This window comes from Flexilinea flocculi (genome assembly GCF_001192795.1).
Taxonomy (GTDB): Bacteria; Chloroflexota; Anaerolineae; order Anaerolineales; family Anaerolineaceae; genus Flexilinea; species Flexilinea flocculi.
This window is the reverse complement of the sequence record NZ_DF968181.1, coordinates 1,202,876-1,223,115: the sequence shown is the minus strand read 5'-3', so window position 1 is coordinate 1,223,115 and position 20,240 is coordinate 1,202,876. Positions and strand designations below refer to the sequence as shown.

Sequence of the window (20,240 nt, the reverse complement as noted above, 5' to 3'; positions counted from 1 at the left end):
CCCCCTGTTTTATGAAAAAGTTTTTTTCCATCTAAAAAAGTTGCAATTATTTCCATTAAAGAAAAAAAAAGAAAACAGGCAAATTCCTGAAAAATGATCCATAAAAACCGAATCTGAATATACTTGTTTGTATGATTCTAAAAAGACAAAAATTAATCACTGGATTCATTCTCGTATCATTCGCAATGACATTTGCAGGCAGCCTTGTTCCTCCTGAGGAAATAAGCGTTCCATCTTACTCGATCGCTTGTCCATTTTTCACACTTTTTGATTCAATCAGTCAGAAAGAATTCACAAATTTATGGGTAAAAGGAACTCCTATCGAAGATAAAATTGCAACGCTGCTGGTTGATACGACAACCCGTACGAATTTCGAATCAAAGTTTGGCAAAAGCTCAAATTTGCGTATAAAAATTGCTTCATTCGATCAAATTCAAAAAGAGTTATCGCAAAACGATCAGGGTATCTGCGCCATTGTTCCAACTGTATCGCTCCAACCGAATTGGAAGCGGATTTCCATCGATGGGCTTCCGGCGCCATGGGATAAAGATTATGATCAACAGAAAGATCCCCTTGCTGTTCCGACTGTTAATAACGAATCCACTTCTCCATTTTTACCGGAAAAAGCCACTACGCTCCTTATGACAGGAACGACCGCTCTGACCCGAACAACCGCATACAAAATGATGCTGAACGGGATCAATTATCCTGGAGAAAAACTGCGGGATGTTTTCTTTAATTCAGATCTTCGTCATATTTCGAATGAATCTTCATTTTGGTCATTATGTCCGCAGCCAGTACTGAAAACAACCATGCAATTCTGCACGCCTGACACGTATTTATCATTATTTGATTACCTGGGAATCAATCTTGTTGAACTGACAGGAAATCATCTCCGAGATTATGATTGGCCTCCACTACTGGAAACGCTGACATTGCTTGAAAAAAAAGGGTACCCCTATTATGGAGCCGGGCGTACTCCGACTGAGGCAGCAAAAGTTCTCTTTGTCGAGCATAACGGAAATCAATTTGCGTTTCTTGGCTGCAATATCGCCGGACCTGATCATGTTTTTGTTACGGAACAGCTTCCGGGAGTCAATCGCTGTGATTTTAACCAAATGGAAAAGGAAATTCGCGAACTGACAGAACAAGGTTATCTGGTTATTGTCTCACTGCAGTATTATGAAATATATTCTCGAATACCCAGCGAGCGCCAGGAAGCTGACTTTCAGCGGCTATCGGATGCAGGCGCAGTCGTAATTTCAGGATCGCAAGCCCATTACGCACAGACGATGATTCCGTCGAAGGACCGCTTTATTCATTACGGACTGGGGAATCTTTTCTTTGATCAGATGGATCGCCCAATCACAGGGACACGGCAGGAATTTCTCGATCGTTACGTATTTTATGATGGCAAACTGATCCAGGTGGAATTGAAAACTGCCCTGTTAATGGACTATGCGCAACCAAGACTGATGACTGATGAAGAACGTTATGATTTCTTGAATGAAATTTTTTCCTGTGCTGAAAGCTATGATAAGAAACATTAATCACAATATACAGTTAAAATTTTTATTATTCCTGATTCTTTTTGGCTGTCTATTCGAATCAGTTATTGGTTTTTATGATGAAAAAAAGGGAAATATTGTCTCCTATTCATCACCTATGAAATTCCAGATTTACTTTCCGCCAGATTATCAGAAGAATGCAGAATATCCTGTCCTCTTTCTTTTACATGGACAAAGCCAGAATGAATCAATCTGGCAGCAAAATGGATTATTGGAAGCCATTGACCGCTTAATCCAAGAGAAAAGAATTCAGCCTTTGGTCGTTGTGATGCCCCGAGAAGAACGGTATATGGAATTACTACAGGAATCGAATTATGATCAGATGATTATAGATCAATTATTACCGTTTGTTCGAGAAACATTTCAAATCGGAAATAAGCGGGAATCTACCGGAATCGGCGGAATTTCCCGCGGTGCTTTATGGGCTCAAAAAATTGCATTCCATAATTATTCGATTTTTGGAGTAATCGGTCTGCACAGTCTTCCCGATCGGGTCTTTTCTGATTCTACGGTTTTCAGAATTTTTGAGGATAACAAAGGTCTGTTTCCAGAAGCGAAAATAAGAATTGATATCGGTACTGAAGACGGGTATTTGGACGGGGCTCGTGCTTTTGTTCAACAATTATCCAAACTTGGTTATCCGTATGATTTTATCCTGAATTCAGGGAAACACGACATTGATTATTGGAAATCCCAGGTGGAAAACTATCTCATCTGGTATTCTGACAATCTGCAAAAATAATAGCAATTTGAAATATGGGGGATTAACGAATGATTGTGATGTTTTTGCGCAAAGCGCAAAAACATCACAACATCAAGTGTACGCGATTAATTTAAAATGTTTATTGATATTTCGAACTGCTGGAAATATTCCAGAATCCGATCGAAACTTCGAATTACTGATCACAAAACATACTATTCGACTTGTGTTGTCAGGAAGATCGGCAAAGTCATATGCCCGATCTGATCCTGCAGCTCTTCAATCTCATCAATATGCCGATCTTCATCATTTAGAATGTTTTCAAGGATCTCTTTTGTCGCAAAATCCCTGACCTCACTCGCAAATGCAATGGCTGCATTGTAAGCCTGAATCGCGCCTTCTTCCGAATGATGATCGTTTTCCAATTGTTTGATCAAATCACTCCCGATTTTTATCGGCTGATAATTCGTGACGATCGGAATTCCCTCTAAGAACAGAATTCTCCCGATCAGTTTCTCAGCGTGTTTCATTTCATCAATGGAGCGTTTTTCAAAATATTCATGGAGTTTTTGATACCCCCAATCTGCATTCATCTCCGAATGAACTATATACTGATTTATAGCGCTTAACTCATCCGAAAGAAGTGCATTTAATACCTTTATTAATTCCGGATTTCCCTTCATATACTGTGATCTCCTCTCTATGTTTTGGTTAATGGATTCTTCAATATTTCAATTACCGCCTGGCTAATAATCTTCCCGCAGACCGAATTCGGCGTTTTCAACCCAGTCTTTTGCATTTTTCAAGAGTAAATAGAGTTCTCCCAGAACTGCGAGATGTGTTTTCTCTTGTTGGATCAGAAAATCAAACAGTTTTTTTTCACCATCATCGGTCGTTTCTTTTTGATACTTCATATAGAAATCAACACTTTGTTGCTCTATCTCCAATGCATTCCGGTAGAAACTGATTTGGCTTTTCAATTCCTCATTTCCTGATTGAATCGGTGTCATTTCTGTAAAGATGTTTTTTGCATCAGCAAGCGTATTAGTTTCAGGAAATTGTGACTCCTCATGATTCATTTTATCAGTCAACATTTTCGCATGCTCTTTTTCATCAGCTGCCAATAATTCACAAACAAATTTCAAGTCGTTTTTTTTATTGAGTTCAGCTTGTTCCATATAAAACTTTTCCCCTTCATGTTCCATTTCGATTGCAAATTGCAGACTATTCATATGGATGCCTCTCGATCTTTTCTTTATTATTACTACTTGAATTAAGACTGTAAAAAGAAAAAATATTTAATATAAGTGTACTGGATTTTCAAGACAATTGAAACAGTCTTTACAGAGAAATTCAAGATATCTGCCAACTTTCTGAATAAAGTGAAGAAGTTTATTGGCTTATGGTTGGATGAAATCCGGATCAAATTAAACAAATGGATTGAGATAAAAAAGGACATAGGATCCATCATCGATTTTTTGGATCCTATGCTTTAATCAAAAACAGTAATTTAAATATAGGCTTGTGTTTCACAGAAAGATGGGAAAACGTGTTGTTGTGATGGAATTGTGCAAAGCTTAAAATCATCACAACAACAAAGAATACTCCCATATTATGAATTGCTGTATAGAGATGTCATCCAGTATTTCTAATCTGATGATATTGATAAAAATTCCTTTGTCTATGTAGAATCTTTCGTGATTTTCACGAAGCTATTTTCCACCTTAGAACAAAAAGTAATCCATAAAAATCCGATTGTCAGATGGTTAAAAGATACCTGTCAATTTCCCAGTCAGAAACCGATGTCCGGAATTCATCCCAATCGCTCCATTTGCCGCGTGTATAAGAATCAAACAAGTCTTTTCCAAGCAGGTTCTCAAAAAGCGGATCGTTCTCCATTGCAAGCAGAGCCTCTTTCAACGATCCAGGCAGTTCTTCAATTCCCATCTCTCGACGTTGCCGTCGGGTCAATTCAAACACATTGACATTATTCATCGGTTCCATTGGCTCAAGATTTTGTTCAACGCCTTCCATACCGCAAACCAGCATAGCCGCCAACGCCAAATAAGGATTGCAGGATGGATCTGGACAGCGCAATTCAGCCCGTACTGCGTTCGGATTATTGCCGGCGCTTGGAATTCGGATTAAAGCGGAACGATTCGTCTGAGCCCATCCGATATAGACAGGTGCCTCATACCCCGGCACCAGTCTTTTATAGCTATTTACACAAGGTGCTACCATTCCTGTTAGTCCCTTTGCATGTTTTAATTGACCTGCAATGAAATGACGGGCAAAATCAGAGAAATTCATCTCCTTCGTTCCATCATAGAAAAGATTCTTCCCATCTTTTGTAAAAATGGACTGATGACAGTGCATACCAGAACCATTTTCACCAAATACCGGTTTCGGCATAAAAGAAGCGATAATCCCTTCCTGTGCGGCTATAGCTTTTACTGTAAATTTCATCATTAAAATGTTGTCAGCAGTTTTTACAGCGTCCGCAAACCGAAAATCAATTTCATGCTGTCCTAACGCCACTTCATGGTGTCCCACTTCTACATCCAGCCCCATTTCATTCAGAGCCAGAATCAGCTTTGTGCGAATCCGAACTGCAGTATCATCGGAAGAAAAATCAAAATATCGGCCTGTGTCAAACGGAACTGGATGTGTACCGCCGCCATTTCCCCGAAAGAGAAAGAATTCCGGTTCAGGTCCGACATTATAAATCATCCCTTTCTGAGCCAATTCATTGCAGACACGTTTCAAAACGCCGCGAGGATCACCGGGATACGGTCTGCCGTCAGGTAACTCGACATCACAAATGATTCGTGAACGGCGCATATCCTCGGGTGTCCATGGCAGGACAGTATATGTATCCAAATCGGGGCGGAGATGCATATCGCTTTCCTGGATGCGAGCGAAACCTTCTACTGATGAGCCGTCAAACATGATACCCTGGTCTAATGCCTCAGGCAATTTTGAAACAGGTAAGTCCACACTTTTCACCGTCCCAAACACATCGGTGAACTGCAGCGAAACAAATTTCGCGCGGTCTTCTTCAACACGTTTAATCAGAGTTTTTGCATCCATAATTTATCTCCAAAAAATAAATTTTCACATCAAATATATTCTGATGTGTTATTCGCCATCCAGTTTACGATATTGTTAATCCAGATTTTTTAACGGGCTGATTCTTAAAAATAATTTCCGAATTATATGGATGTGCTTTTTGGTTGTCAATACCAGTTTTAAGGAATATTACAGATATGTTTTTTGATTTTCAATTAATTATGCAAATATCCAAATAATATACCGAGCCTTTTCGTTGTAGTTTTGCAATCGAATTCGATTTGTTTTTTGTCCCTTTTTTAGGGACAATTCCATGATTCGCCAAATCAATAATGAAATAAATGTAATAATTTATCAAAACCAGTATTGCGTTTAAAAAATTGTGTTAAAATTTTTCGTTATTATTTTTAATCATGTAGACAAATTGCTGCATAAGACGGGGACACCCCCGCAATAAGACTTAATCGGTTTTTTTTTTCAATTCAACTCGTTGACAAGAGCAGGATACGTATAAAGAAACAGTATCCCTGCCATTTTATTCTATTATTTCGGATGATTTCTTCCAGAAAGGAGAGACTGTCATAAAAAGAATTGATGCAATTAGAAGTAAATTGCAATGGTTTTCATCCAATCATTTGGAATTCAGTTTTTTTAGAAGAGGGTTTTATGAAACGTATCAAATCTTTTGTTTTAGTATTTTTATGCCTGGTTCTCATCCTTACCGGATGTCAATCCGGAAGTAAATCCAATAAAATTGTTATCGGTCTGAATGCAGAATTGACCGGCAGTGTGCCAGTGGTAGGAGCATCTTGTAAAAATGCTGCTGAATTGGCAGTAAAAGAAATCAACGATGCCGGTGGGCTTGACATTAAAGGCAAGAAATATCCGGTTGAACTTCTCATCGAAGACAATGAAGACAAAGCGGAATCAGCCGCAGCAGCCGCACAGAAATTGGCAACTGCTGGTGTTATTGCAATGATAGGACCGAACGCCAGTCGAAATGCAATCCCGGCATCTGTCATCGCGGAATCCAGCAAAATGCTCATGATCAGCCCGTGGTCTACCAATGCAAAAGCCACCATCGATGAAAAATCTGGATCTCCAAAAAAATATGTCTTCCGAGCAGCTTTTATCGATGATTTTCAAGGGCAGGTTGCAGCAAAATTTGCATTAGATCAACTAAAAACCATCAAACCGGCAGTATTGTATGATGTGGCATCGGAATACAATAAAGGCATTGCTGAGGTATACAAAGCCACACTCGAAGCAGCTGGCATTACACTCGCAGCCTTTGAAAGTTATACATCCGGGGATAAAGATTTCTCAGCGCAGATTACCAAAATTGTCCAGGCAGGAGCCGACAGTCTGTTCCTTCCAAACTACTATTCAGAAGTACCCCTTCAGGTTCAACAAGCAAAAAAACTGGGATATGAAGGCAGTTTTATCGGCAGTGATTCCTGGGGTTCCGCTGAATTGTTGACCCTTTGCGGTTCTGATTGCGATGGATCCTATTTCACAACCCATTATGCGGCAGATATTGCCACAGAAAAAGCACAAGGATTCATCGCTGCGTACAAAGCAGCATACCAGGCCACACCGGACGATGTCGCTGCACTGACTTATGATTCTTTTGGACTTCTCTTTCAATCACTGCAGGCAGCAGGAAAGGTTGACAGGGAGGCTGTCCGAAATGCCATGGCTGCTATCACCAGCTATGAAGGTGTAACCGGTAATATGGCTTTCAAAGGAACCGGTGATCCTGTAAAGAGCGCCGTAGTCATCCAGGTCACCGACGGCACATTCAAATACTTCCAGACTGCAAATCCGTAATCTTCGTCCGCTGCCATGTGTAAGACACAAAAATACACGTGAAACTTTACAGGAAAGTGTCGCGGTGTCCATTCAGAAAAAACCGGACACTTTCCTGCGCAGATTCAGTAATTCGAAATTTGAAAATGTAAAAAAAAAGTAATTTTGACGTTTCACGCAAAAACAATGCAACAAAAAAAAACCTTCTCATATTTCGAATCGCTGTTGCAGATTGGATCAAATATTTTTTCAACCATTTGGAGTCATTATGCAGTATTATGTTCAGCAAATTCTTAATGCGCTGCAGGTAGGAAGTGTTTATGCACTTATTGCCTTGGGTTACACCATGGTATATGGTATCCTGACACTGATCAATTTTGCCCATGGGGATATCTTCATGGTCAGTACGTATATCGCGTTTTTCGTCTCAACATTACTTCTTGGATTGACCCATCATCTGCCGCCATTATTCACCTTCGTTGCTACACTGCTCGCTGCAATGGCAGGAACATCGCTGGTTGCAGTCCTTATTGAACGACTGGCATATAAGCCACTTCGGACTGCCCCGCGAATTTCATGTGTCATTACTGCTCTGGGAGTTGGTCTTCTGCTTGAAAATTTTATGGTCGCATTTAAACCGATCGGACCTGATTCCCGCATTATTCCGGCATTGTTTGAATCCAGAAATTATTCAATCGCCGGAGTGACATTTTCCACCCTTCAGATCATGATCATTCTGATTTCCGGAATCGCTATGGTTCTGCTGGATCTGGTTGTCCGAAAGACGATGATCGGAATGGCAATGCGGGCAATTTCATGGGACAAATTTACTGTACCGCTGATGGGTATTTCCGTCGATACAATTATCTCCATAACCTTTATCCTCGGCGCATCGGTTGCCGCCATTGGCGGCACATTATATGGTATGGCTTACAGCATTGACCCGTATATGGGGATCCGAATCGGCTGGTGGGCTTTTATCTCAGCAGTTGTAGGAGGAATCGGTAACATTCGCGGTGCGATGTTGGGCGGATATATTCTCGGATTTATTGAAATCTTCACACCGGTTTTCTTACCAACCTCCACCTATCGAGATTTTGTCGCCTTTTCACTCCTGCTGGTTCTGCTAATTTTCAAACCAACCGGCATCCTTGGAAAACCGGCTGTACAGAAAGTATGAAGGAGACAAATACTATGGACGTCCCCGTATCGGTTAAAGTGCCGCTTGCCGTCAAATTTTGGACGCGTTGGTGCATGAAATTTCTTCTATGTATTATTTTCGCTTTGACTTATATCCTGCCGAAAACCGGAATTATCAATCCGTACATAGACATGGTTTTGATTTATATCGGTATTAACATAATTCTGACAATCAGTTTGAATCTGGTAAACGGTTACATGGGCGAGTTTTCCGTAGGGCATGCCGGCTTTATGGCACTGGGAGCTTACACAGCTTCACTTCTGAGTGTATGGGTCATCCCTGACAGTCTGAATCCCTATCTTTTCCCCTTTACTGTTGTCATTGGCGGTGTCATCGCCGGTGTCTTTGCTTTGATCGTCGCATTTCCTTCTTTCCGAACGCGCGGAGACTATCTCGCGATTGTGACATTAGCCTTTAATATGATCATAAAAAGCGCAATTGAGAATATCGATGGAATCGGCGGACCACGCGGTTTTATGGGTATGGATAAAATGACCAATCTCCCCTGGACATTCGTCTGGGTATGTATCACAATTTTTCTTGCTCGTAATTTCATTTTTTCTAACCTCGGACGCGGTGTGCTTTCTCTTCGGGAAGATGAAACTGCAGCCGGACTCCTCAGCGTCAATACACGCCAGGTAAAAGTCCTGACCTTTGTCTTTTCAGCATTTTTGGCCGGTATTGCCGGTGCTTTATATGCCCATGAATTGCAATACATTTATCCGAAAGGATTCACAATAGCCAAATCGACGGATATGCTCGTTATGGTTTATTTAGGTGGAATTGGCAGTATTGGAGGATCAGTCATGGGGGCAGTCGTTTATACCATCGTGCTGGAAGCCTTACGCTCGATTCTGCAATTTGCCGGAATCAGTCAGGAATGGCGGCAGGTGTTTGCGCCATTAATGCTGATTTTCCTCATGATTTATCGGCCGAAAGGAATTATGGGAATGCGCGAATTTCCATTTCTGATCCCGGAAGCTGAACGATTCCAAAAAATCAGTCTGAATCCATTCTCAAAAAAGAACAGGAATCGCAAGAAATCAGAGGAGGTGAAATCATGAATCTCATGACCATTTCGAATCTCACACACTGGTTCAGTGGTCTCAGGGCTGTCACAGACTTTAACCTCTCGCTTAAAAAAGGCGAATTGGTCGCAATCATCGGGCCGAATGGCGCCGGAAAGACTACAATTTTTAATTTAATCACCGGCGTCTACCGTCCAACATCCGGACAGATCAATTTTGAAGGGAAAGAACTGGTTGGCTTGCCCACGAATCAAATCATTACTTCCGGTATCGCAAGAACATTTCAAAATATTCGGCTGTTTAAAGAACTTTCCGTATTGGATAATATTCGTATTGCGCAATATGCAAGTGTCTGTTATTCACCGTTGGAAGCAATCTTCCATTTACCAGGATTTCACAAAGAGGAAGAGAAAATTCGATTGCGATCGATGGAATTATTGCAAATATTTGACCTTGAGGATCAGGCGTATACAATATCGAAAAATCTGCCATATGGCCAACAGCGGCGTTTGGAAATCGCTCGCGCTTTGGCGACTCAACCCAAGCTCCTTCTTTTAGATGAACCAGCTGCCGGTATGAACCCGGCTGAAGTTGAACATTTGATTGAATTGATCCAAATGATTCGCAAACAATTCCAATTGACGATTCTTCTTATTGAACATCAGATGCGCGTCGTTATGGGCATTGCTGAACGGATCAAAGTAGTCGATTTTGGTCAGACCATCGCAGAAGGTACACCCATTGAAATTCAAAAAAATCCGCGTGTTATTGAAGCTTACCTTGGCGAGGAGGAATCCAAATGAACGATACTCCGATGCTTACTGTCGATAATTTGATCGTTTCCTATAACGGAATCCGCGCACTGCAGGGTATATCCCTGACGGTACAAAAGGGAGAAATCGTTACCTTGATCGGAGCCAATGGCGCAGGAAAGTCGACATTACTGCGGGCTATTTCCGGCCTTGTTGCATTTCAATCAGGGTCTATTTCGTTTCATGGAGTTCCGCTGAATTCAATTGCAGCTCATAAGATTGTCGAAATGGGAATCTCTCATGTTCCGGAAGGAAGAGGCATTTTTGCCAACTTAACGGTCTTCGAAAATCTGAAACTGGCGACATGGACACGTAAGGACCGAGAGAATCTGGATGAAGCATTTCGAAGAGTCTTTGATCTTTTCCCAAGATTAAAAGAAAGGAAGAATCAACCTGCCGGCACACTTTCAGGAGGTGAACAACAAATGCTGGCTGTCGGACGTGCCCTGATGACCAATGGTAGTCTGATGCTTCTTGATGAACCGTCAATGGGGTTGGCGCCAGTTTTAGTGCGCGATATCATTCGAACCATTCAGGAAATCAATCAACAGGATGGAACAACCATCCTCCTTGTGGAACAGAATGCCCGTCAAGCACTGAAAATTGCTCATCGAGCGTATGTGCTTGAGACCGGTGTCATTTCATTGTCCGGAGAAGCCGAAGAATTGAGAAATAATCCCAAAGTCCAGGCTGCATATCTGGGAGGATAACCGCAGGAATTCGAGATATGAACAGAATTACTCATTATTGTGATGTTGTTTACACTTTCGGTAAAAACTTCACAATAAAAAATCCTCATCATATTCCGAATAGATGGAGCATCAGAGATTTGAAGCGGAAAAAGTTATATAATAAAACATATCAAGGAGAATCATTATGTTAAGACGCGTTTATTTCAGTTATTATTTTGTTCAGGATATTGAGCGATTTTATGTAGTACGCAATAGCTGGGCATTTCATGATATTGAAGAAGCAAACATCATTGATACTGCCGAATTCGAAAGAATCAAGCAATCAGGAGACAAAACCGTTTATCAATGGATTGATGATCATCTCGTTGACACTTCTGCGACAGTTGTTCTCATCGGTACGGAGACACTCAACAGACCTTATGTGAAACATGAAATCATGGAGAGCTATAAACGGGGTAACGCGATCATTGGTGTTTACATCCACAATGTCAGGAATATGCGAACTTCACTAACCTCTCGTAAAGGTGAAATCCATACAATCATCGGTCATACTGACCAAAATGAACCAATTTATTTTGATGAGATTTGTGACAGTATTTATGATTACGTCGATGACAATGGGAAAAAGAATATGGGAGAGTGGATCGAATCTGCTGTGGAGAAAAAGGAAATTAAGGTTTCGTAAAATTTTTAAATACAAGACGCTGGCTGATCGGTCAGTAATTCGAAAATTGAAATAGCCTTTTGAGAAAAGAGGGAGTATTTGTTGTTGTGTTGGTTTTTCACTTTTTGCAGACCAACACAACAACATTTTTTTATTTCGGATCATTATTGATACATCTGGATTTATGAAGATTTTTCAAGCAGCGGGTAAAAAGAAAGAAAAAAAAGTCCATAACAAAAGACTGGAGACTGCTACATTAATCGTTCGAATTGTTGTCTTTGGCCTTTGCGTCCACAACCAGAAAAATAAGGCGCCAATTGCCACTGCGCTCAACATTACATAAAACTGTTGCGGTAAAAGAAGCGGTCTATCCAATGGAATTGTCAGATAGCGAAGCTGCAGTCGATTCATAACGGACAAAAAAGGGATCGGTATATACTCAGGAGAAAGCCAAAATGTTGAAAAACCGAGGGACAATGCGGCGCCAGATATAACACTCTGCAATCCCTGATCAGGAATAAAAGCTTTTTTTTGAAGAATCGAAATCGCCAGTCCCCAAAAGACGGGTGCCAGCATCAAATGCCATCCAGTGAATGGATTGATGATCAGACAGATCATTGCTGAAAAACATCCTGACAAAAAATAGAATAACAAATATTTTCCATCAACTGGTTTGACATCTGTTATTTGTTGAAGCAACGTATAAATTGCCAACGGGAACCCCAGGAAAAGCGTACCCATGAATGAATAAAAAGTATGCTGACTGACGAAATCAGGCAGGTTGGCACCAAGTGTCACTGCGATCATACTGATCATAAATAAAAGAATGGATGAGAAAAAGAATACAATCGATTTCGAATTCGAAGACCAGCGAATCTCACTATCTTTAGCCAATTGCCAGAGGATTCCACCAGCCAATAGAAAGGACGACCATGCATCCATCGACTGATCGCCGGTGACATCCAGCGTATTCATTTGAAACAGACTTTGATAAAAACTGAAAATGCAAAAAAATGATCCGATCCAAAGAATATTCAGCATACGAATGCTTTTAGGAGTCAGTTTTTTTATAATCACCAGGATCAGTGAAATCCCAAAAACCGTTGCATTCAGCCAAGTAAAATAGTAGATTGAAAAATAGAAAGAATCTGACCAGGAATACGTCCATTTTAAAAATCCAATTTCATTCAGAATATGCAGCATTGAAAGTGGAATCTGATGGGTGGAAACCCAGCAAAAAACAAGGCTGATCCCCCATAAAAAAGGAGATAGAAATTTTAACCATCGTAGTGAAAAGAAAAATTCGCTTTGCCTGACACCAAATTCAGCGAATTTGACAACGCCTGCTAAAACACTCCAACCAATCCAGAACCAGAAAAAATCAGCGAATCCCAGGGCTTGCTGCATGGTCAGAAGTAAATTTTCTGTCGTTGATTTCTGATCTTTCAGAATCGACAAAAGCAAAAACGATCCATAAATCACCAGACTGAGAATAAAAATCAAATAGGATTTCTCGAATATGTAAATAAATTTTTTGAAAATATTTTTAATCCAATTTATGGTTAAAATCAGCCAGAAAAGAATGCCAAGAACGATACGAGCCAGGAGGCTGTAATAATCTGGAATCAGGTTGTCCAGACTAAAAGAACGAAAAAGGAGCTGACCAGCTCCCAGACATAGCAATAAAAAACCCAGTTGTTCCTGCCAAGTTTTTTGATTTCGAATGGTATTTAGCCATCCCAGAATTAACAGCCACAATACTGGTAATGCTGAAATCAATGTTCCGGAAAGGCGGATTCCCACTGGCAGTAAAAACCAGCAGAGGTAAGCAGAAATTATGAAAAATATTATGGATGACTGTAGTATTCCGAAAACTGTCAGATAGGAAAATGCGGTAATCATTCCGACAATTCCCAGGAATATGGAATAATTCGAACGTTGAATTTCAGGAAAATTTAATAGAATTACGGTACAAATCAGAACAATGAGGAGCAGAAGTAATGCCATTCTGCCAAGGAAGCCGGCATTCCATAATTTCTTGATAAATGAAAAACCAAGTTGTTCATTTTTTTCCCAGAGTATTTCTTTTGCATAGTTTTTCAGAACACGAAACACGATAACAAAGATATTTCCCCGGGGTTTAGAATTCTGGTTCAGCATCAAGCCATCCGGAATTGTGACAAAATCAATTGATGAGCGCATAATTTCTTCATCGGTCGAATTGCTTCACTCATCATCACGATTCAGTCCATTGATCAAAACTTAGGAATAATACATCGGAATAATTCAATAAATTCAGGCGCCTCTTGCACTTAATCCGCAAACAGCAATACAAAATGTGACTATATCATTCGAATAAAGAGACAGAGGAGAGAGAGAATAAAAACAATACATTCTTTCCATCTTTTAAATCGCTGATTTTTATGAGACAATCATCGCGAGGATTCCAAGTGCGATAAAAAATAATCCGAGTAAAATATTATAAATGACGCCATAAGCCTTTGTCTCTAATACCGCTTTGGCTGGATTTCCAGGAGCGTAATGAACAGTAACCTGCGATCCTTCAGGATAAATCGCAATTTTCTTTCTGCCGTTCGATTCGCTGGTACTTTCCGAACCAAAAGCAAGTCTGTCGCTATGAAAAGTCTGTCCATCCACCTGGTATTGATAAGCAACATGTGGACGATATTTTGTCGTGTAGTTGCCGCGCGAATTTCGAGTTCGAAATGATGAAAGATTCGATTCAAGTACCACACCGCTCACATTCAGCCAGTTTTTCTCAGCATTTTTTGCCTGGAAGTATTGTCGGATACCAAAAAAAATAATGATGAGTCCCACAGCAATGACAATTACAAATAAAAAGATATTGGCATTTTCCATAATCAACTCCTCCTTTTTTATTCTTATTATAGAGTAGATGATTCGATATTTAAACTGTGGATTTTTTCAACATTTCAATTTATGAGGAAGTTTCTTTGTTGTTGTGATGTTTCTGCGAATCGCACAAAAACATCACAACAACAAGTTTTTCCCGATTGATTCAAATAGTAAATGCGTATTTCGGATTGTTGATGTATTAGGAATGTTCAGCAAAGCATTTCAGGAATTCAAATACATGCTGTTGAAAAAAAACCGGATTATCCAGGTTCGGAGCATGTAAGGAATTCGGAACAACATAGAAACGACAATCTGGCTCCTGTTTTGCCCAGACCGGCATAATCTTACGAATATTCCCAGTTCGATCGTGATCACCAACTAATAACAAAAGCGGTTTCGATATCACATAACCTGGTTCATAATGCAGACAAAGGACTGCTTCCAGCATAATTTGAATCAACTCTTCTTTTGTGAGGGTTCCCATCGCTGCCCGCAGGATATTTTGTGATTCGACGGATTTTGCAGTCAGTTCCAGTGATTGATCCACTAATTTTTGATAGGGATATAATTTGAATATCCATTTGGCTGATTTTACTTGAATGGATTCCCATTTTGAAAGTCTTTGAAAATTCCAGGTACAACCCACAAAAATCATCGCTTTTACCCGGTCAGGATAGGAAAACACAAATTCCTGATGGATATTTCCGCCTAAAGAATGCCCAATAAAAAAAGCTTGCTTAATTTTCAAATAATCCAGAATGGATTTTAAATCTTCAACAGTTTGCCGCAATCCAAATCTTCCTGGCCTTGACTGACCATGACCGCGCATATCCCAGGTAAGAATATGATATGAAAATTCAGCGATAGCAATGGTTTGATCCCATTCATGATGATCGATTGTAGCTCCATGCGTGAAAACCAGCCAGGGACCATCCGCTTTTCCTCCAGTCCAAAAATGGATGGGGACGCCATCCCGTTCAATTATGCCTTCTTTTAACGTATTCATGATTTCCTTGATGGAACAACAGCAATTCGAAATATAGAATTTAAGCTTCATTCAAGATTATCGTAACATCCTGAATGAACAGTGTGATTTTACTCTCAATTTGTTGTTTCAATTCTTCGGGATGATCAAAATCCGGATCATCCACCAGAATTGATTCAAGAATTGAGTCCACTCCTGGCTGGACCCGTGATAATGTATAATTGCCATGCTGTTTCTGAGATAGAAGCCGGATATATTCAGCTTGAATTTTTCGGTTGATCCCGCCAAGCCAACCTTCAAATCTTCCTTCTTCGTGCAAGTATACAATCGCAATTTTCAAATTTTTAGTTTTTAAAGAAGGAGGTGTAAATGCGAAATACGTCATGTCCATAAAACCTAAATACAAGGCTCCAGCAATATACTCCGGATATTTTTTCCCCAGCATTGTTTTCAACTCCGACATGAAGGCCATAATTCCTTTATAAGCTTTTTGCAGATATCCCTTTTGCAGCTGTAAGCGGTACTCCTGAATTTCCTGGTTAAGCGATTCCGTCATCAGATTTAAGATCCTTTCGATATTTCTTATTTTGAATAATTTTTTCCAAATCACAATGGAGACATAAACCAATATGGCAGCAGATTAACGCACCACATATTGCACACTGCCATCTGGTTTCCTGCTGATCCAGAAATGTCTGAAGCCCTTGTTCCTGGATAACTGTCAGGTTTTCAATCATGCTCATCCGATATTTTTTTTGATAGCGTGAGTCCAATGCCTTCAGTCGTTTGCAGGGGTAATTTGCACACTCAAAACAAAATCGGACTCTACCATTTCGCAATAACTCACAGTGATCACCCATAAAAAGACAATGCAATCCTCTCGGGTTGCAGCCAGGACAATACTTTTTATGGAATCCTTTCTGGTTGAGGTCACCTTTCATGAACTGATAGGAAACGCACAGAATGCAATTCATTCCACAAGGAGCGATCAGGTTCTCATCAATCATGTGGGACACTCCTTTTAATGATCAAAGTAATATAGAAAAAAAACCAGTAATTCGAAATTTGGATATCCGTTTCGAACAAAGAGAGAATATTTGGTTTCGCTGATTTTTCATCCAGTTCAAGGAAACTTTTGAATAATAAAATATAACAGTATTACAAAGTCAGGATTTTTACAAGAATCAAACGATCAATTCGAAATATGAATAGTCTTTTTCGAATCAATCAAGAAAATATGTTGTTCTTATGGCTTTGCGCGAAGCGCAGAACCATAAGAACAACCAAAAAGGTTTTAACATTTCAAATTGCTACATCGGAAAAAGGATTATTCATAAATTCCATATGTCTGGGTTACGTTCTGAACAAATAGTATTCCGTGACCTGGCAAATCAATTTCCAGTTTTTTTCTTATCGAAGAAACAATAGATTCCGTCACATCCTCTTTAGAAAGGATCATCACAACCTCTTTTTCAGGTTCGATATCCATGTAGAACAACTTGCTGGTTTCATGAGCACCGGAACCTCTGGCATTGATGATGGTACCGCCTTTTGAACCGGCTTCAGTCGCAGCTTCAATCACATCTTCAGCTTTACCTTTATCTACAATGGTGAAAATTAAATGATACATAGGTTTTATCTCATCTCTCTTTTCTTCGATTCCTTCACTCGGTTTGTATCTGGAGCCAAAAACATCCTGCGTACTGGTACAGAAAACAATGCCATGATGCGGTTTCTCAAATTTGAATTCCTTATTTAATTCCGGCAAAACATGAGCCGCAGTATTTTGATCAGATTCCAGCAAAATGATTTCTTTCCTCACTTCATATAACGATAAAAAATGAGAAATGGAATTCTGAACGGTTCCTTTTCCAAGGAGTACGGTTCCGCCAGAAATCCCCGATTGTTTCGCCTTCTGCAATACACGACTGCCTACACCATAATTGACAACCACATAAATCAATACAAACGACGGTTTATTGCCAAGATTAATCATTCCTGTTCTCAGTTCCTTTTGTTTTTGACTTGAAAGCAAATAGTAATCCCAATGTTTCTAGCGTAAGAATGGATGACATGGCAACCATTGCAATCATACCGAAACCATCCACCATAAGATCCGCTTTTTCATATGCATGGGCAGCGCCCTGAGTGAAAGCCAAAATAAACGTTGCAGTGATGGGCCCAGTTGCCACACCGCCTGCATCAAATGCGATTCCCACAAATAATTTGGGGACAAAAAACATCAATAGAAGGCAGAGGATATATCCAGGCAACAAATAATGCCATAATTGTACTTCTGGTATCAATATTCGGACAATCGACAGGGCAACAGCGAATCCGACACCTGTAGCCAGAGGGATGAGTATTACCATCCGTTTGATGTAGCCACTGGTTACTTCTTCAATCTGATAGGTTAATACCGAAACGGCCGGTTCTGCAACCATCGTCACGAATCCGAGTACAAACGCTACAATAATAATGTACGCTTTATTCTCCAATAAAGATAGATTTTTTCCGATACTGATACCCACATCCATAAAACCGGCATTCACGCCCATTAGAAACACAAATAATCCAATAAAAGCGAAAAGAAATCCTGTTAAAAGTTTCCTTAGTTCTCGTCGCTTCAGTCGGAAAGAAATTTTCTGCAATACCAGCAGAATAATTAACAATGGTAATATTGCAAAAATACTTTCCTGGAAAAACTTTGGAATTACCACAAAAAAAGGATTGAAGATGGAATTCGCGTCTGAGGATCCGATTTCAAGGACTCCGGAAAATTCATTAGTCTTAGCGAATAAATTCAAAAATAAAATCGACAAAATCGCACCAGTACACGAAATCGCGACTAAACCAAAACTGTCTTTCTCAGAAGCTCTACTGTCTTTTTTCAGTTTTGATATTCCGACTGAAAGGGACAAAATAAACGGTACGGCCAGAATTCCACTGGTAGAGCCAGATGCATCAAAAGCAATCGCAAGCATTTCTCGAGAAGAGAAAATCGCCAATCCAAAAATGATAATGTAAATCACAATCAGGATTTTATACAGAGGGATATTATAGAAAATTCTCAAAAATCCAAGAGAAAGCATGATCGCCAAACCGATGGAAACCAGGACCAGTATGCTGATTCGAGAAATTTGTCCTGTTGTTACCAGATCAACTTGATTAGCCAATACCATCAGACCAGGTTCAGCAATGGAAATAAAAAAACCAAGAATTATTCCGGCAATCAACACAATCCACAACCGGTTTGACTTTGCCAAAGAGGATCCAGTCAGATCACCCAGCGGTGTGATTCCAATATCAACACCCAGCAAAAAAAGTGTTAATCCCAATATTACAAATGAGGATCCAATTAGAAATCGAAGTAAATAGACTGGATCCATTGGAGAAATTGTAAAATTAAGAAAAAGAACCAGAATGACAATTGGAAGGACTGAAAAAAAAACTTGTTGGTGTAACATATTTTCTGTAAAATAAAGAACCTTAACAAAAGAGGTGAGTCAGAAGTATCCTTATAGTAACCAAACCATAAAAGGAGACTAGAAATGACTCACCCAAATAATTATACCTTTGCAGAGGAAATAGCGGAAAAAGGATTGGAAGCAATTCCAGAAATGATGCGAGTGCTGATAAATAACGCCATGCAAGTAGAAAGATCAAGGTACTTACAAGCTGAACAGTACGAACGCACAAAGGATCGCAAGGGACATGCAAATGGTTTCAAACCGAAGACGATACAGACCAGGATAGGAAACATTACCTTTGCAGTTCCACAGGTTAGAGAGGGTGGTTTTTATCCCAGTGCTCTGGAAAAGGGACTGCGAAGTGAAAGAGCCCTTACGATCACACTGGCTGAAATGTATGTACAGGGAGTATCGACTCGGAAGGTAAAAACCATTACGGAACAGCTTTGTGGGATTGAGGTCTCAGCCACACAAGTCAGCCGGGCAACAGCGCAATTGGACGAAGTACTGCAAGAATGGCGTGAAAGGCCATTAGGAGAGATCAGCTATCTCTTTGTGGATGCCCGATATGAGAAGATTCGTGAAGCAGGACAAGTAAGAGATGCAGCGGTTTTGGTGGCCTCTGGCATTACGCCAGAAGGCGAACGGCAAATACTTGGGGTTTCAGTTTCGCTTAGTGAGCATGAAACACATTGGAAAGCATTTTTAAAGAGTCTAAAAGAGCGAGGGTTACACGGAATAAAGCTGATTATCAGTGATGACCATGAAGGTCTAGGGGCAGCCAGAAGAGCAGTTTTTGGCGGTATTCCCTGGCAACGGTGTCAGTTCCATCTGCAACAGAATGCCGGAGCTTATCTGCCCAGACAATCGATGAGATTGGAAGTGGCAGCAGACATCAGAGCCATATTTAATGCTCCTGATCGAAAGACAGCAGAAGAGCTCTTGCAGAGCGCCATCCAGAAGTATGCTATTTCTGCTCCGCGGCTTTCATCTTGGCTCGAAAATAACCTTTTTGAGGGTTTTTTGGTTTTTGATTTTCCATTGGAACATCGAAGAACGATACGAACAACCAATAGTCTGGAGAGGATTAATAAAGAGATTCGCAGACGGACAAGAGTGGTTGGTGTGTTTCCAAATCAAGCTTCTTGTCTCAGGTTGGTCTCGGCATTACTGATGGAGACCTGCGAAGAATGGCAGATCGGAAAACATTTTTGTACTGGCAAGTTTATGAATTCTTAAAGATCTATGGATATTTCAGACTCTAATTTACAGAAAAAGGGTTGCATAATCAAAAACTTGTTTAAATTTAATAAAAACTACATTCAATAGCAATGTCCTTTCTATAAACAATTTAATTATTGTTTA

The 20,240-nt window shown here is 40.1% G+C and carries 19 protein-coding genes; 9 read left to right on the top strand and 10 right to left on the bottom strand.

Features of this window, described 5'->3' with window-relative positions; translation table 11 throughout:
- The first annotated feature begins 131 nt into the window (after positions 1 to 131).
- Entirely contained in the window at positions 132 to 1,550 is a 1,419-nt protein-coding gene (locus tag ATC1_RS10170; protein WP_062281381.1) for a CapA family protein, read from the top strand.
- Positions 1,534 to 2,310, top strand: coding sequence for an alpha/beta hydrolase (locus ATC1_RS10165; RefSeq protein WP_172667762.1), 777 nt, complete (start codon positions 1,534 to 1,536; stop codon positions 2,308 to 2,310). Before ATC1_RS10170 ends, ATC1_RS10165 begins: the two co-directional genes overlap by 17 nt.
- 173 nt (positions 2,311 to 2,483) lie before the next feature.
- On the opposite strand, the gene bfr is transcribed toward ATC1_RS10165, so the two are convergent.
- The 3 genes from bfr to ATC1_RS10145 all read right to left on the bottom strand — a co-directional run bounded on the left by bfr (position 2,484) and on the right by ATC1_RS10145 (position 5,358).
- Positions 2,484 to 2,951, bottom strand: a complete 468-nt coding sequence (gene bfr, locus ATC1_RS10160; protein WP_062281375.1) for a bacterioferritin — start codon at positions 2,949 to 2,951, stop codon at positions 2,484 to 2,486.
- A 63-nt stretch (positions 2,952 to 3,014) separates the two neighbouring features.
- A complete protein-coding gene (locus ATC1_RS10155; RefSeq protein WP_062281373.1) occupies positions 3,015 to 3,500 on the bottom strand; it encodes a ferritin-like domain-containing protein in 486 nt (161 codons plus the stop codon).
- 526 nt (positions 3,501 to 4,026) lie between these two features.
- The gene (locus tag ATC1_RS10145; protein WP_062281367.1) at positions 4,027 to 5,358 is read right to left on the bottom strand and encodes a glutamine synthetase family protein; all 1,332 of its coding nucleotides are present in this window, start codon (positions 5,356 to 5,358) and stop codon (positions 4,027 to 4,029) included.
- Positions 5,359 to 6,003: 645 nt separating this feature from the next.
- On the opposite strand from ATC1_RS10145, the gene ATC1_RS10140 reads away from it, so the two are divergent.
- From ATC1_RS10140 to ATC1_RS10115, 6 genes are all read left to right on the top strand, one after another.
- Positions 6,004 to 7,167 carry an ABC transporter substrate-binding protein gene (locus ATC1_RS10140; RefSeq protein WP_082174842.1) on the top strand — a complete coding sequence of 388 codons (1,164 nt, stop codon included), beginning with the start codon at positions 6,004 to 6,006 and terminating at the stop codon, positions 7,165 to 7,167.
- Between the two features lie 247 nt (positions 7,168 to 7,414).
- Positions 7,415 to 8,326, top strand: a complete 912-nt coding sequence (locus tag ATC1_RS10135) for a branched-chain amino acid ABC transporter permease (RefSeq protein WP_062281364.1) — start codon at positions 7,415 to 7,417, stop codon at positions 8,324 to 8,326.
- 14 nt (positions 8,327 to 8,340) lie between these two features.
- Entirely contained in the window at positions 8,341 to 9,411 is a 1,071-nt protein-coding gene (locus ATC1_RS10130) for a branched-chain amino acid ABC transporter permease (RefSeq protein ID WP_201777274.1), read from the top strand.
- The gene (locus ATC1_RS10125; protein WP_062281361.1) at positions 9,408 to 10,178 is read left to right on the top strand and encodes an ABC transporter ATP-binding protein; all 771 of its coding nucleotides are present in this window, start codon (positions 9,408 to 9,410) and stop codon (positions 10,176 to 10,178) included. Before ATC1_RS10130 ends, ATC1_RS10125 begins: the two co-directional genes overlap by 4 nt.
- 11 nt (positions 10,179 to 10,189) lie before the next feature.
- Positions 10,190 to 10,897: an ABC transporter ATP-binding protein gene (locus tag ATC1_RS10120; protein WP_062284078.1), complete on the top strand. Its 708-nt coding sequence runs from the start codon at positions 10,190 to 10,192 to the stop codon at positions 10,895 to 10,897.
- A 166-nt stretch (positions 10,898 to 11,063) separates the two neighbouring features.
- Complete coding sequence (locus ATC1_RS10115) at positions 11,064 to 11,564, top strand: TIR domain-containing protein (protein WP_062281359.1); 501 nt, start codon at positions 11,064 to 11,066, stop codon at positions 11,562 to 11,564.
- A 174-nt stretch (positions 11,565 to 11,738) separates the two neighbouring features.
- On the opposite strand, the gene ATC1_RS10110 is transcribed toward ATC1_RS10115, so the two are convergent.
- The 7 genes from ATC1_RS10110 to ATC1_RS10080 all read right to left on the bottom strand — a co-directional run bounded on the left by ATC1_RS10110 (position 11,739) and on the right by ATC1_RS10080 (position 18,872).
- Positions 11,739 to 13,745 carry a hypothetical protein gene (locus tag ATC1_RS10110; protein WP_062281356.1) on the bottom strand — a complete coding sequence of 669 codons (2,007 nt, stop codon included), beginning with the start codon at positions 13,743 to 13,745 and terminating at the stop codon, positions 11,739 to 11,741.
- Positions 13,746 to 13,964: 219 nt separating this feature from the next.
- Positions 13,965 to 14,423 (bottom strand): DUF3592 domain-containing protein, encoded by a 459-nt coding sequence (locus ATC1_RS10105; RefSeq protein WP_062281353.1) that lies wholly within the window; start codon positions 14,421 to 14,423, stop codon positions 13,965 to 13,967.
- A gap of 196 nt (positions 14,424 to 14,619) precedes the next feature.
- Positions 14,620 to 15,426, bottom strand: a complete 807-nt coding sequence (locus tag ATC1_RS10100) for an alpha/beta fold hydrolase (protein WP_172667761.1) — start codon at positions 15,424 to 15,426, stop codon at positions 14,620 to 14,622.
- 40 nt (positions 15,427 to 15,466) lie between these two features.
- On the bottom strand, positions 15,467 to 15,961 hold the full coding sequence (locus ATC1_RS10095) for a DUF7000 family protein (protein WP_062281346.1): 495 nt from the start codon (positions 15,959 to 15,961) through the stop codon (positions 15,467 to 15,469).
- Entirely contained in the window at positions 15,945 to 16,412 is a 468-nt protein-coding gene (locus ATC1_RS10090; RefSeq protein ID WP_062281342.1) for a DUF3795 domain-containing protein, read from the bottom strand. Before ATC1_RS10090 ends, ATC1_RS10095 begins: the two co-directional genes overlap by 17 nt.
- 320 nt (positions 16,413 to 16,732) lie before the next feature.
- A complete protein-coding gene (locus ATC1_RS10085) occupies positions 16,733 to 17,401 on the bottom strand; it encodes a P-II family nitrogen regulator (RefSeq protein WP_062281339.1) in 669 nt (222 codons plus the stop codon).
- On the bottom strand, positions 17,394 to 18,872 hold the full coding sequence (locus ATC1_RS10080; RefSeq protein ID WP_062281334.1) for a DUF1538 domain-containing protein: 1,479 nt from the start codon (positions 18,870 to 18,872) through the stop codon (positions 17,394 to 17,396). Before ATC1_RS10080 ends, ATC1_RS10085 begins: the two co-directional genes overlap by 8 nt.
- Before the next feature lie 84 nt (positions 18,873 to 18,956).
- Here ATC1_RS10080 and ATC1_RS10075 point away from each other — a divergent pair, with 84 nt between their 5' ends.
- Positions 18,957 to 20,114, top strand: a complete 1,158-nt coding sequence (locus ATC1_RS10075) for an IS256 family transposase (protein WP_062278182.1) — start codon at positions 18,957 to 18,959, stop codon at positions 20,112 to 20,114.
- Positions 20,115 to 20,240: the final 126 nt, after the last annotated feature.

Excerpts from the sequence above, each read along its gene's own strand:
- ATC1_RS10090 (WP_062281342.1), bottom strand. The coding sequence starts at position 16,412 with ATGATTGATGAGAACCTGATCGCTCCTTGTGGAATGAATTGCATTCTG.
- ATC1_RS10100 (WP_172667761.1), bottom strand. The coding sequence starts at position 15,426 with ATGAATACGTTAAAAGAAGGCATAATTGAACGGGATGGCGTCCCCATC.
- ATC1_RS10170 (WP_062281381.1), top strand. The coding sequence starts at position 132 with ATGATTCTAAAAAGACAAAAATTAATCACTGGATTCATTCTCGTATCA.
- ATC1_RS10120 (WP_062284078.1), top strand. The coding sequence starts at position 10,190 with ATGCTTACTGTCGATAATTTGATCGTTTCCTATAACGGAATCCGCGCA.
- ATC1_RS10115 (WP_062281359.1), top strand. The coding sequence starts at position 11,064 with ATGTTAAGACGCGTTTATTTCAGTTATTATTTTGTTCAGGATATTGAG.
- bfr (WP_062281375.1), bottom strand. The coding sequence starts at position 2,951 with ATGAAGGGAAATCCGGAATTAATAAAGGTATTAAATGCACTTCTTTCG.
- ATC1_RS10095 (WP_062281346.1), bottom strand. The coding sequence starts at position 15,961 with ATGACGGAATCGCTTAACCAGGAAATTCAGGAGTACCGCTTACAGCTG.
- ATC1_RS10085 (WP_062281339.1), bottom strand. The coding sequence starts at position 17,401 with ATGATTAATCTTGGCAATAAACCGTCGTTTGTATTGATTTATGTGGTT.
- ATC1_RS10125 (WP_062281361.1), top strand. The coding sequence starts at position 9,408 with ATGAATCTCATGACCATTTCGAATCTCACACACTGGTTCAGTGGTCTC.
- ATC1_RS10155 (WP_062281373.1), bottom strand. The coding sequence starts at position 3,500 with ATGAATAGTCTGCAATTTGCAATCGAAATGGAACATGAAGGGGAAAAG.
- ATC1_RS10105 (WP_062281353.1), bottom strand. The coding sequence starts at position 14,423 with ATGGAAAATGCCAATATCTTTTTATTTGTAATTGTCATTGCTGTGGGA.
- ATC1_RS10165 (WP_172667762.1), top strand. The coding sequence starts at position 1,534 with ATGATAAGAAACATTAATCACAATATACAGTTAAAATTTTTATTATTC.
- ATC1_RS10135 (WP_062281364.1), top strand. The coding sequence starts at position 7,415 with ATGCAGTATTATGTTCAGCAAATTCTTAATGCGCTGCAGGTAGGAAGT.
- ATC1_RS10110 (WP_062281356.1), bottom strand. The coding sequence starts at position 13,745 with ATGCGCTCATCAATTGATTTTGTCACAATTCCGGATGGCTTGATGCTG.
- ATC1_RS10130 (WP_201777274.1), top strand. The coding sequence starts at position 8,341 with ATGGACGTCCCCGTATCGGTTAAAGTGCCGCTTGCCGTCAAATTTTGG.
- ATC1_RS10140 (WP_082174842.1), top strand. The coding sequence starts at position 6,004 with ATGAAACGTATCAAATCTTTTGTTTTAGTATTTTTATGCCTGGTTCTC.
- ATC1_RS10145 (WP_062281367.1), bottom strand. The coding sequence starts at position 5,358 with ATGGATGCAAAAACTCTGATTAAACGTGTTGAAGAAGACCGCGCGAAA.
- ATC1_RS10080 (WP_062281334.1), bottom strand. The coding sequence starts at position 18,872 with ATGTTACACCAACAAGTTTTTTTTTCAGTCCTTCCAATTGTCATTCTG.
- ATC1_RS10075 (WP_062278182.1), top strand. The coding sequence starts at position 18,957 with ATGACTCACCCAAATAATTATACCTTTGCAGAGGAAATAGCGGAAAAA.